Origin of the sequence: Stenotrophomonas sp. S39 (assembly GCF_016624665.1) — a bacterium.
Lineage (GTDB): Bacteria > Pseudomonadota > Gammaproteobacteria > Xanthomonadales > Xanthomonadaceae > Stenotrophomonas.
In genome coordinates this window covers 38,940-51,013 of sequence record NZ_JACVTT010000025.1, presented here as the reverse complement: position 1 = coordinate 51,013, position 12,074 = coordinate 38,940, and the positions used below count along the sequence as shown (strand labels likewise).

Here is a 12,074-nt window from a genome sequence, read left to right as displayed (position 1 = left end):
CCCCCCCCCCCCCCCCCCCCCCCCCCCCCCCCCCCCCCCCCCCCCCCACCCAGCACGTAACAACAACGAGCCGACCAACCCGCTGTGGCCTTGCTGTTGATCTGAAAGCAGTCGCGGCCGCAGGCCGCGCGGAAACTCACAGATGCCGCAGTTCCTGCTTCAGCGTCGCCACGCACCGGCGGCTCACTTCCAGCGGCTGCTTGCCATGCCGCAGCACCGCCTGCACCTGCCCGCCCACGCCACGCCGCAGCTCCACCAGTTCATGGCGCGCCACCAGGCAGTTGCGGTGGATCCGCACGAAGCGGCTGGCGAACTCCTCTTCCAGCGACTTCAGCGATTCTTCAATCAGGTCTTCGCCGCGTGCGTGGTGCACCACCACGTACTTTTCTTCGGCCTGCAGGTAGTGGATGTCATCCAGCGGAATCAGGCGCAGGCTGCCACGCAGGCGGGCGCACAGCATGCTGCGGGCCTGGCCGCCGCTGTGCTCGGGCTGGCCATCGCGGCCGGCCAGGAACGTGCGCGCACGGGCAATGGCCGCCGCGAGGCGTTCGGCGCGTACCGGCTTCATCAGGTAATCGATCGCTGCCGCCTCGAAGGCCGACAGCGCGTGCGCGTCGTAGGCGGTGCAGAACACCACCGCCGGCCGTGGTTCGAAGCTGGCCAGGTGACGCGCGGCTTCCAGGCCGTCCAGGCCAGGCATGGCGATATCCAGCAGGACCAGGTCCGGCTGCAGTTCCGCACACGCATGCAGGGCCTGTTCGCCGTTGCCGGCCTCGGCCACCACGTCGATGCCCTCCTGCGCTGCCAACAGGCTGCGCAGGCGCTCGCGGGCCAGCGGTTCGTCATCGGCGATGACTACCCTCACGCTCATTCCCTCACTGGATCGGCACTGTCACCTGACAGGCATAGTAGCCTTCGCTCCAGCCGGCCGTCATCCGCGCGGCACGGCCGAAGCGCCACGCCAGCCGATGGCCGATGCTGTGCTGGGCATGGCCGGCACCGCGTGCCAGGGCCAGCCCCGGGGCCTGCGGATCCGGCGCCGGATTGCGAACTGTGATCTGCAGCTCATTGTTCGTGCAGGCCAGCAGCAGTTCGATGGTCCCGCCTTCGGGCAACCGCGAAATACCATGCAGCACCGCGTTTTCCACCAGCGGTTGCAGCACCAGGCGCGGCAGCGGCAGGTCCCACGGCAGGGGTTCCTCGCGCTGCCAGCGCACCTGCAGGCGTTCGCCCAGGCGCAGCGATTCAATCGACAGGTAACGCTCGGCCAGCTCGCATTCGTCGCGCAGGGTCGAATCACCTTCGCCGGCGCCCAGCGCGGCACGGAACAGATCGGACAGATCCAGCACCGCACGCTCGGCCACGGCCGGGTCGCGGTGCAGCAGGCTGGCAATCAGGTTCATGCTGTTGAACAGGAAATGCGGGCGGATGCGCGCCTGCAGGGCGTCGGCCTGCGCGCGTGCGTTGGCCTGCACCTGCGCGGCCCAGCGGTCACTGACATAGAAATAGCGCAGCGCCAGCGCGGTGATCAGGGCGGTGGTTGCAGCACTGCCCAGGGTGAAACGCCAGAAGCTGATGCCGCGGGTGAAGTTGTCACCCAGCACCGCGTACAGCGCGTGGACGACGCCGGCACAGGCCACCGCGATGAACGCCGACAAGCCGATGGCCAGCACCGCGCCAAGCAGCTCGGGCAGGGTCGACAGTGCCCGCCGCAGCAGGCACAGGCAGGCGCTGACCGCCAGCGCAAGCCACAACGCGAAACCGCTGGCCGAAGCCAGCTCGCCCAGCGTCCAGTGGCGGCTGCCATCGGGCGCCAAGGCCAGCACCACCACCACCAGTTCGGCCAGGCCCAGCATCGCCAGCATGCGCGGCAGGCGGCACAGTTCCGGCATCCACGGGGCGCTGGCGCTGGCAGCCATGGCTCAGGCCACGCCCAGCCGTTCCTGCAGCCAGTCGCCCAGCGCCTGGATTTCCTCGGCGCAGACCTGGTGCGCCATCGGGTAGCGCTGCCACTGCAGCGACAGGCCCAGCGTGCGCAGCACCTGCGCGCTGTGCTCGGCCACCGCCAGCGGGATCACCGGGTCGCCACTGCCGTGGGCCATGAACACCGGCACGTCGACCGCGCCGTCGACGCGGCGGGCGGCTTCTGCATCGGGCAGGTAGGTGGACAGGGCGATCAGCCCCGCCAGCGGCGCGGTACGTTCCAGCGCGGCACTGAGGATGACCGCCCCGCCCTGCGAGAAGCCGGCCAGGAAGATGTGGTCGGCGGCGACGCCGCGTTCGATCTCGCGCGCGATCAGCGCATCCAGCTGGGCCACCGATTCACGCACACCGGCCATGTCGGCACGCGAGCGGAAATCCATGCCGACGATGTCGTACCAGCCGCGCATCGGCACGCCGTTGTTGATCGTGATCGGCCGCACCGGTGCATGCGGGAACACGAAGCGCAGCGCCGGCCAGTGCGGGCGCACCAGCTCGGGCACGATCGGCGCGAAATCATGGCCATCGGCCCCCAGGCCATGCAGCCAGATCACCGACCATTGCGGCGAGGCGCCGGTTTCCTGTTCCACCGTTTGCAGCATGATGCGGCTCCTTCAAGTTCGAGCCGCATTATGCCGCCGCCATGGGGCGATCAGTACAGCGGTGGCTGCTGGGCCGCTTCGCGGCGCAGTTCGGCGGCACGCACCAGAACGGGCGGCGGAGTGTTTTCCTCGGGGATGTCCAGCAGCCCCAGGCGGTGCAGGAAGCCACCGGGCCCGCGCGAGGAGGTCAGCGCCACCACGGGAATGGCCAGCACCATGCCGATCACCACCGGTGCCATCCACGCGGCCAACGACGGCGATACCGCCCAGGCCAGCACACCCATGAAGGCACCGAACACGCCCAGCCCGCCATAGCCACGGACCAGCGCCATCCAGGAAATGCCGCCGTCGTCGCGCTGCTGTGCGTCCCAGCCCGAATCGCGGCCGGACAGCACTTCGGCCACGCCGCGCGACTGGACGTACATCACCACCGGCGCCATCAGCGCGGCCAGCACGGTTTCCACCAGCATCGAAACGAACGCACGGATCGCGCCACCACAGCCGCGGCGATCGACCGGGTCCAGCAGCATCGCCAGGTAGCCCAGCACCTTGGGCAGCAGCAGCACCGCCATGGTGGCGGCGAACAGGCGCACCACCTGCTCCTCGTCCTGGGCGCGCCAGTACACGCTGGGCGACAGGTGCAGCAGGGCATTGAAATCGATGCCTTCCTGGAACAGCGGGATCGCGATGCCGATCAGCATCAGCATCGCCCACATCGGCGCGGTGAAGTAATGGCCGATGCCGATCAGCATGTGGGTGCGGCTGATCCAGTGCAGGCCGCGGCTGCCGACCACCTTGCCGTGCTGCAGGTTGCCCTGGCACCAGCGGCGGTCGCGCACCAGCAGGTCGGTCAGCGTCGGCGGCCCTTCTTCGTAGCTGCCGCCCAGGTACGGCACCATGTGCGCGGCCCAGCCGCCACGCCGCATCAGCGCCGCTTCGACGAAATCATGGCTGAGCACGTGGCCGCCGAACGGCTTGCGCCCGGGCAGGGCCGGCAGGCCGGCCTGGTCGGCGAAGGCGCGGGTGCGGATGATCGCGTTGTGGCCCCAGTAGTTGCTCTCGGCGCCATGCCACCAGGCCACGCCGCGGGCGATCACCGGCCCGTACACGCGGCCACCGAACTGCTGCATGCGTGCGAACAGGGTGCGACCGCCGATCACCGACGGGAGGGTCTGGATCAGGCCGACGTCGGCGTTGTGCTCCATGCCGGCCACCAGGCGCACGATGCTGTCGCCGGTCATCAGGCTGTCGGCGTCGAGGATCAGCATCTGCGGGTAGCCGCCACCAAAGCGGCGCACCCAGTCGGCGATGTTGCCGGCCTTGCGCCCGCTGTTGTCGCCACGGCGGCGATAGAACAGCCGCGTCATGCCCTCCGGCACCCGCTCGCGCAGTTCGGCGAACACCTGTTCCTCGGCCGCGGCGATATCGTCGCGGCGGGTGTCGCTGAGCACGAAGAAGTCGAAACGATCAAGCTGGCCGGTGGCGGCCACCGATTCGTAGATCGCCTGCAGGCCCGCCAGCAGGCGGCGCGGATCTTCGTTGTAGGTCGGCATCAGCAGCGCGGTGCGGCTGTGCACGGTCGGCAGCGGCTTGTCCGGGTCGATGCCGAGGCGGTAGCCGCGGTCGAACACGGCGGTGAGGAAGCCGGCCACGGCACTGGCGAAGGACAGCGCGATCCAGGCGAACAGGCCGACGAACAGCACCAGCAGGCAGGCCTCGAGCACACTGATGCCGTCGGTGGACAGTACCCGCCACATCATCCGCGTGGCCACGGCGGTCATCGCCGCAGTACCACCGAAGAGGTACAGGCGGCGCAGCTTGATCATGCGCGGCGAGGTGCGGTGGCGACGGACCTTGAGCTTGCCTTCGCGCAGGGTCTGCTCGGGCATCTGCAGTGGGGCTTCGGGCGGCAACAGCGCCCAGCCGGCGTCCAGCTCGGGGTTGCCCGGGCCGGCGTGGGAGGTGGTTTGAGCTTCCATCGCGTCTACTCCGCCCAGGCAGCGCAACTGGCCGTCCTGGCCAGGCGGCATGCACCAGGGTTCCCCGCGCGCATTCCCGGCGCCCGCACTTGTCCTGCCTGCGACGGCGTCACGCCGCGCAGCCGATGTCTGTCACTACCGGAACCCACACGATCTCCAACGGGGCGGAATCGAAAATGCGGCCCAGCATAAGAGGGCAAATGTAAGGTGAGCGCGAAGGTTTACGCCGGGGATTTCCCCCATTCAGCAAACAGCGGGCGATGGCGGGCTCGAGCATGCCGCGCACACGCAGGCGCGACGGAAACTGGATCGAGCAAAATGATAACGATTCCCAATCAGGGAATTCGGCCGCAGATGCGCCAGGAGACGCCAACCTGGGTTGGCAGATGCTCGTTCTGCGCAGAAGGGTGCCAACCCGCGTTGGCACCCGCCAGGGCTAGATCGTCTCGGGCGCAGCCGGATCGCGGCTGGCCGCCGCGCGCGCGCGGTCCATCGCCACCGCCAGTTGCTGGCGGGCGAGCAGTTGTTGTGCCTGCACCACTTCGGGTGTCGGCAGAAGCACCGGGCCGGGTGCGTTTTCCGGTGTAACAGGTGTGGTCATGCAACCTCCGTGGACATCCCGCCGACCGCAGGCCAGGGCCCAAGCGACAGCGGAACTGCGCACCCTATCCTAAAAACAAGAAGGGTGGGTGACGGTGCGACGCCCGGACGCAAGGCCCTGACTGGTTCAGCGTCACATTTCTGACGGCCCGGACTGGCTGGCTGAATGCGACGCATTTATCATGAAAACGTTTTCTTACACGGACGTTCCCATGAATGCCATCGATCTTTCCCGTTTCAGCGCGAAGTGGCAGTTCCGCTTCAACTTCTACCAGCAGCACGGCTCGCCCAAGGATCCGCGCTTCGCGCCGGCCTGGAAAGCGCTGCCCGTCGGCGAGCGCCTGACGATCAACATCAATTTCCTTGCCCTGTTCTTCAGCTGGATCTACCTGCTGACCCTGGGCATGTGGCGCAAGGCGCTGGTGGTGATCGCCATCTTCATCGGCCTGTTCGCACTGGCCTTCGTGCTGCCGACCATCCTGGTCCAAGGGCTGATCGGTGGGTTCTGCGCGCTGCTGGCCCACTGCACCAACTACGGCTACTACCTGGAGCAGGTAGAGGGCCGTGCCAGCTGGAACCCGTTCGACGGCTTCATCTGACGCACGGCCAGCGGTGCGGATGTGCATCAACGACGCCCGGCTCCGGCCGGGCGTCGTCGTCTGCGCCGTCAAGCCGCGCGCAGCTTCGCCGCCGCCGGCGCATCGGCCTGCAGGCGGAAGCGCGATACTGCCACCGCCAGCTGCTCGGCCTGGTCCTCCATCGCCCGTGCGGCGGCCGTCGCCTCTTCCACCAGCGCCGCGTTCTGCTGGGTGGTTTCGTCCATCTGCACCACGGTCTGGTTGACCTGCTCGATGCCCGCCGACTGCTCGCGCGAGGCGGCCGAGATCTCGGCCATGATGTCGTTCACCCGGCCCACCTGGCCGACGATCTCCTGCATCGTGCGGCCGGCACCGTGCACCAGCTGCGCGCCTGCGCCGACCTGCGCCACCGAGGCGTCGATCAGCCCCTTGATCTCCTTGGCCGCGCCGGCAGAGCGCTGCGCCAGCGCGCGCACTTCACTGGCCACCACGGCGAAACCGCGGCCCTGCTCGCCGGCACGCGCCGCTTCCACTGCAGCGTTCAGTGCCAGGATGTTGGTCTGGAACGCGATGCCGTCGATCACCGAAATGATCTCTGCAATGCGCTGCGAAGAGTTCTCGATCTGCTCCATGGTCTGCACCACCTGGCCGACCACCTGCCCGCCTTCGCTGGCCACGCCGGCCGCCGATGCCGCCAGGCTGTTGGCCTGCTGCGCGTGCTCGGCATTCTGGCGCACGGTGGAGGTCAGTTCCTCCATCGACGCGGCCGTCTCTTCCAGGTTGGCCGCCTGCTGTTCGGTGCGGCGCGACAGATCGCTGTTGCCCGAGGCGATCTCGCCGGCCGCCAGGCGGATGCTCGCCGCCGACTGCTGGATCTGGCCGACGATCTGGGTCAGCTGCTGCACCGTGCTGTTGGCATCGTCGCGCATCACCGCGAACACGCCGTGGAAATCACCCTGCATGCGCGTGCTCAGGTCACCGGCGGCAATCGCGCGCAGCAGCGTGGAGAGCGCGGCCAGGTTGTGGTCGCTTACCTGCATCATGGTGTTGAGCGTTTCCACCATGCGGCGGAAGTCGTGCTCGAAGCGCTGGGTATCGCCACGCACGGCGAAATCACCGGCAGCCGCGGCGGCCGCCAGCTGCTGGATCTGTTCGTTGATCGCCCCCAGGTTCGCCTTGGTGGTGGCCATGGCGGCGGTGAACACCGCCTTCTCGCCCGGCAGGGCGTCCATATCCACGCTGAGGTCGCCCACGGCGTAGCGCTGCATCACGTCCACCAGGCGCTGGGTGACCGCGTTGCTGGACGCCACCAGCTGGTTGCTGTCGGCCACCATGCGGCCGTATTCGCCGGGGAAGGCGCTGGCATCCATGCGGTAGCTGATCTGGCCCTCGTCATGGCGCTGCGCCATGTCCGCCTGCGCCGCCATCACCGCCTGCAGCGTGCCACGCATGCCCTGCATCGCTTCCAGCAGGCGGCCCACTTCATCGTTGCTGCGCGGCGGCAGTGCGGTGTCCAGCTTGCCGGCTGCCACGTCACCGGCGATGCGCACGGCCTGCGCCAGCGGGCGGATGGCCAGGCGGCGCAGCAGCACGTAGACACCGGCACTGAGGGTGAGCGCGGCGATCACGCCGACCAGCAGGGTCAGCCACAGCAGCTGCCGGGCTTCGGCCACGATCACGGCGTGCGGCACCACCACGCCCAGTGCGAAGTGCTGCGGGGCATCGCCCACCTGCATCGGCACGTACAGGCGCACGTTGCCTTCAGCATCCGGCTCGAACGCCTCGAACGTCTTGCCCTCGGCAATCTGCGCCAGCATCTGCTGGGTGGCCGCATCGGTGCGCGGCTTGCCGATCTCGGCAGCATTGGCTGCCGCCAGCACCACGCCCTTGGGCGAAAGCAGTTCGACCCGGCCGGCCCCCATCGGGGTCAGCGTGGCCAGGTGCTTCTGCAGCGCCGCCAGCGAGAAATCGACGGTGAACACGCCCAGGAAGGTGCCGTTCTCCACGATCGGCGTGCTCAGCGTGCTCATCAGCACCTGCTGGCCACCGATGGCGTAGGCATACGGCTCGCTGACCTTGGGCAGCTTGTCCCGGCTCGGGCCCATGTACCAGTCACCCGAGCCGTCGGGCAGATCGGTGTAGGCGGTCATCGGCGACTGCTGGGTCTTGCCGTCTTCCCAGGCCCAGTAGCTCATGAAACGCCCGGTGGCATCGTGCGCTTCGCTGTCGACGAAGTCCGCATCCTTGCCATCGAAGGCATTGGCCTCCCACATGGTGCTCTTGCCCACCCATTCCGGGTGCGCGTGCAGCTGTTCGCCGATGACCGCGGCCAGCGCGGCACGGTCCGGGGCATCGCCGCGGGCCCGCTGGGCCAGCACGGTTTCCACCATCGCATCGTTGCTGGCGAAGGCCGTGCCCAGATCGGCCGAGACCTTGCGCGCCTCGGCAATCGCTTCGCTGCCCATGGTCTGGCGCGAGGCATTGACCAGGCTGGCACTGGCCTGGCGGTAGATGAGGAAGGCGGTCACGCCGAAGCAGAGCAGCGCGATCGAAGCAGTGCCCAGCATCAGCTTGTGGGCGATGCTGCCCGGGCGACGGGCAGCGGCAGAGCGGGAAGAAGGCATGGATGGATCCGCAGGCAGTTCAGGACAACCGGCACCACGACGGTACCGCGCAGATGCGCGATCCCTCGCGCGGCCGCCTGCCGGCTGCGGATCGGAACCCACGGTGGCAAGGCACGCACCGGGTTAGCGGCCGCAGACGGGGCGGGTTGAGGAAATCCGCCTGCGGGAACCTGAATGGACTCACGTAGCGTCGAGCTTGCTCGACGTTCCGTCGCGTAGAGTCGAGCTTGCTCGACTGATGCCAGGAGCAGTCGAGCAAGCTCGACTCTACTCCACCACGCGGTCGCCCACCCATTGCGTGCGCGGCAGCACTTCGATGCTGCCCGCCGCGTACTGCTGCAGCACGCCCTCCGGGCCGAAGCGCGGCTGCCAGCCCAGCGCCTGGCGTAGGCGGCTGCTGTCGTAGACGCGGTCAATGCTCAGCGGCAGCGGCCAGCCGCGGCGCTCGAATTCGGCCAGCAGCTGCGGCACCCGCCGGGCCAGCACCTGCCGCGGGTTGGCGGCCAGCTGCAGGCAGTCGCTGCGCTGGAACGGCGTGGCCGCACAGGCGATGTAGCGCTGGAACGCCCCGCCCTCGTCCACCAGCAGTGCCGCATGCGCGCTGGCCACGTCGCGCGCATCGATGCCGCGGTGCAGGCGGAACATCGCCATGCGTTCAGGCGACTCGGGGAAGCAGCGCGCCATGCGCAGCACGCGCACCTCAAAACCCGGCCCCGCCGCGCGCTCGGCCAGCGCTTCGGCCTGCAGCTTGGTGCGGTGGTAGATGGTGCGCGGCAGCGGGTCGGTGGTTTCATCGATCCAGCGGCAGCCACCGGCCACCACGGCGTGGCCGTACAGCGCCGTGGTGCTGGTCAGCACGAAGCGGCGCACACCCGCCTGCCGGGCCAGCTGCAGCAGCTGCGCGGTGGCGTCCACGTTGATCTGCTGGAACACCTCATCAGGCACCAGGCCGACATGCGGTGCGTGCAGGGCTGCGGTGTGGATCACCGCATCCACGCCCCGCACGGCGCGCTCCAGCGCCTGGCGGTGGGTAATGTCGGCAATGATGCGGGTGGTGTTGAACGGGCTGCGGTCCAACCCCACCACGTCGTGCTCGGCAGCCAGCGCACCGAAGATCGCGCGCCCGATCCGCCCGGAACTTCCGGTCAACAGGATCTTCATTGAATCCATTCACTCGACAACGCCCGGGAGCTACCGGGATGGTCCGATTCTAGGCGCGGGCGAAGGCTCGGCAACAGCCTGTTCACGTGCGCGGCCTGGTAGCGGGGCGTCAAGCGCGTGCATGGCCGGCGTGAAAGCAGCGGTGGGGATATGCACCTGCCATTAGCCCCGCCTGTGCAGGATGGAAGCGGTCGTCGAAGCTGGCGGCGTCCCTTCCGCACAGGAGACACAGCATGGCCAATGCACCCCACGGCTCACAGAATCGCGGCTTCGCCTCGATGGATGAAGACAAGCAACGCGCCATCGCCGCCAAGGGCGGCCGCGCGGCCCACGCATCGGGCAACGCGCATGAATTCAGTTCCGCCGAGGCACGCGTCGCCGGCCGCAAGGGCGGCGAGGCGATCAGCCGCAACCGCCAGCACATGGCGGCGATCGGCCGCGAGGGCGGGCATGCACGGCATGCCAATGCGCAGCGCCAGCAGCAGCAACAGATGCAAGACGAACCGCAGGCCCCTGCCGCACCGGCGTCGCCCTACCCCCAACAGGGCTGACCCTTAGTCTGGGCCAATAACGACAAGGCCCCGCCAATGGCGGGGCCCTGCACTGCAGCGATCACTCAGCCGAAGCTGGGGATCAGGCCGCCTTCATCGCATGCTTGCGGTCGCGCATCACGCGGTGGCAATCCTGCACCTCCGGCAGCCATGCGGTCACTTCCTGGCGCACGGCCGGCGGCAGGTCGTTGTCGTTCAGCACGTCCTTGAACGCGCCCAGCAGGCGGTCTTCGGATTCTTCCAGCTCGGCCACGTAGCCATAGTTGGTATCGCCGAAGGCGGCGCGCACCTTGCCGTAGAACTGTTGCATGGAACCGACCATGGTGCCGTGCTCGGCCGGCTTGCCGCCGGTGGCGACGACGGCGCTGCTGAGCGAGGACACGATACGCGCCTTGACGCCGGCGATGCGCACGAACAGCGCGGACAGCTCGGTGTCCTTCACCTTGGTGGCGGCTTCTTCATAGAACGCCTTGCCGTCGCGGGCGATCTCGATCAGGTCGTTGAGGCGGTGTTCGATGGTGGACTGGGTGCTCATGGTGTTTCTCCTTGATCGGGTCTGCGGGATGAGGGCAGCGGTGTGTCCGTTGCCTGCAGGACCAGAGTGGAGAAGTGCATGTGCGGCGCGGGTGAGCACTGTTTTATGCAGGAATCACTGTCTCGAACGGCAACTGACCGTTCACGTTCTCTTGCATGGGATTCACGCTCAGAGAACGTTCTCGTTCATTCTCATGGATTCGGCGATTCGCCATGTGCAGACGCGAATTTCGACAGCGAAGACGGCTCAACGGGCAGATCGTTTGCCAGGCACCATTCCACAAAGTCGGCCACCGCCACTGTCACCCGGACAGTGCCGACGCCACTCACTCTGGCGAGCCACACGTGGCGCTCAATATCTTTCTCCCACTCGGCAAACGTATCGTGCCAGTCACGCTCAGGCAGGAGCGCCTTGAAGCTGGCGTACTCTTCCTCCCGGAACCATGCAAACGCAAGATACGGAGCATCATCCCCGCGAGGACGAGGAAGTGGCACGAGGGCGGGACGACGGTGTTTCATGGTTCCATGACCTCGGTGGAGCGTCTCTCAAGTATCCGACGGCGGCCCCCTTTCGGTAAATGCACAGGTAGGTGCGGCCAGGTGTCGATTCCCGCCCCCGTCGTTCGTCGGAACAGGAAAGGCAGGCCCTTCGCCTGCAGGAGCACTGCCATGCACCCGATCCTCATCGCCTTCGCCACCTCCCCCGACCGCGGCCAGGGCCTGGCCCGCGACATGCGCGTGCGCTGGGCGCTGGAGGAGCTGGGCATCGCCTACGACGTGCAGCTGCTGACCTTCGCCGAGATGAAGGAACCCGCGCACCGTGCGCGCCATCCGTTCGGGCAGATTCCCACCTATGAGGAAGGCGATCTGCGGCTGTTTGAATCGGGCGCGATCATCCTGCACCTGGCCGAGCAGCATCCGGGCCTGCTTCCCGCGGATGCAGACGGCCGCATGCATGCGATCGTCTGGATGTTCGCCGCCTTGAACACGGTGGAACCGCCCATCGTCGAGCGCTCGATGGCCTGGGTGCTGGAGCGCGAGCAGCCCTGGTACGCGCAGCGGCTGGTGATGCTGGATGAGCGCGTGCGGCGGCGGCTGGATGAACTTTCAGCACGGCTCGGTGATGGCCCCTGGCTGGACGGCGCGTTCAGTGCCGGCGACCTGCTGATGGTCTCGGTGCTGCTGCGCCTGAAGAGCAGCGGCATCGTCGATGAGTTCCCGTTGCTGGCTGCCTACGTGGCGCGCGCGACGGCGCGGCCGGCGTACCAGCGCGCGTTCGCCGCACAACTGGCGGTGTTCCAGAACCAGCAGCGCCAGCAGCCGCCACATTGACGCCCAACCCGCACAGGCCTAAAGTCTGCGCCGCAGCCCTGCATCAGGCGCTGCCGCAGGCGTTATCGTCATCCAACGCGCCCACACCCGGGAGGGCCTCAGCAGAGGGAACCCGGATCAAAGGCGCCACGGT

Annotated in this window: 12 protein-coding genes; 3 read left to right on the top strand and 9 right to left on the bottom strand. The window is 68.0% G+C overall.

The features are described 5' to 3' along the window. Positions 1-136: 136 nt before the first annotated feature. The 5 genes from IAE41_RS08940 to IAE41_RS08920 all read right to left on the bottom strand — a co-directional run bounded on the left by IAE41_RS08940 (position 137) and on the right by IAE41_RS08920 (position 5,162). A complete protein-coding gene (locus IAE41_RS08940) occupies positions 137-871 on the bottom strand; it encodes a LytTR family DNA-binding domain-containing protein (RefSeq protein ID WP_174213518.1) in 735 nt (244 codons plus the stop codon). A 4-nt stretch (positions 872-875) separates the two neighbouring features. Beyond that, complete coding sequence (locus tag IAE41_RS08935) at positions 876-1,919, bottom strand: sensor histidine kinase (protein ID WP_192851822.1); 1,044 nt, start codon at positions 1,917-1,919, stop codon at positions 876-878. Positions 1,920-1,922: 3 nt separating this feature from the next. After that, on the bottom strand, positions 1,923-2,582 hold the full coding sequence (locus IAE41_RS08930) for an alpha/beta hydrolase (protein WP_108758933.1): 660 nt from the start codon (positions 2,580-2,582) through the stop codon (positions 1,923-1,925). A gap of 50 nt (positions 2,583-2,632) precedes the next feature. Next, the gene (mdoH, locus tag IAE41_RS08925; protein ID WP_200732860.1) at positions 2,633-4,561 is read right to left on the bottom strand and encodes a glucans biosynthesis glucosyltransferase MdoH; all 1,929 of its coding nucleotides are present in this window, start codon (positions 4,559-4,561) and stop codon (positions 2,633-2,635) included. Between the two features lie 436 nt (positions 4,562-4,997). Beyond that, positions 4,998-5,162, bottom strand: coding sequence for a hypothetical protein (locus IAE41_RS08920; protein WP_174214088.1), 165 nt, complete (start codon positions 5,160-5,162; stop codon positions 4,998-5,000). A 211-nt stretch (positions 5,163-5,373) separates the two neighbouring features. Here IAE41_RS08920 and IAE41_RS08915 point away from each other — a divergent pair, with 211 nt between their 5' ends. After that, a complete protein-coding gene (locus IAE41_RS08915; protein WP_200732859.1) occupies positions 5,374-5,760 on the top strand; it encodes a DUF2628 domain-containing protein in 387 nt (128 codons plus the stop codon). 68 nt (positions 5,761-5,828) lie between these two features. On the opposite strand, the gene IAE41_RS22725 is transcribed toward IAE41_RS08915, so the two are convergent. Both IAE41_RS22725 and IAE41_RS08905 read right to left on the bottom strand, forming a co-directional pair. Further along, entirely contained in the window at positions 5,829-8,363 is a 2,535-nt protein-coding gene (locus tag IAE41_RS22725; protein WP_200732858.1) for a methyl-accepting chemotaxis protein, read from the bottom strand. Between the two features lie 267 nt (positions 8,364-8,630). Further along, positions 8,631-9,524 (bottom strand): NAD(P)-dependent oxidoreductase, encoded by an 894-nt coding sequence (locus tag IAE41_RS08905; protein WP_200732857.1) that lies wholly within the window; start codon positions 9,522-9,524, stop codon positions 8,631-8,633. Positions 9,525-9,757: 233 nt separating this feature from the next. Between IAE41_RS08905 and IAE41_RS08900 the strand changes: the two genes are divergently transcribed. Further along, positions 9,758-10,075, top strand: coding sequence for a KGG domain-containing protein (locus IAE41_RS08900; RefSeq protein WP_108747446.1), 318 nt, complete (start codon positions 9,758-9,760; stop codon positions 10,073-10,075). A gap of 82 nt (positions 10,076-10,157) precedes the next feature. On the opposite strand, the gene IAE41_RS08895 is transcribed toward IAE41_RS08900, so the two are convergent. Together IAE41_RS08895 and IAE41_RS08890 are read right to left on the bottom strand one after the other, a co-directional pair. After that, positions 10,158-10,610: a PA2169 family four-helix-bundle protein gene (locus tag IAE41_RS08895; RefSeq protein WP_200732856.1), complete on the bottom strand. Its 453-nt coding sequence runs from the start codon at positions 10,608-10,610 to the stop codon at positions 10,158-10,160. A 191-nt stretch (positions 10,611-10,801) separates the two neighbouring features. Continuing rightward, a complete protein-coding gene (locus tag IAE41_RS08890) occupies positions 10,802-11,128 on the bottom strand; it encodes a hypothetical protein (RefSeq protein WP_200732855.1) in 327 nt (108 codons plus the stop codon). A gap of 150 nt (positions 11,129-11,278) precedes the next feature. On the opposite strand from IAE41_RS08890, the gene IAE41_RS08885 reads away from it, so the two are divergent. After that, a complete protein-coding gene (locus IAE41_RS08885) occupies positions 11,279-11,941 on the top strand; it encodes a glutathione S-transferase family protein (protein ID WP_200732854.1) in 663 nt (220 codons plus the stop codon). Positions 11,942-12,074 lie beyond the last annotated feature (133 nt).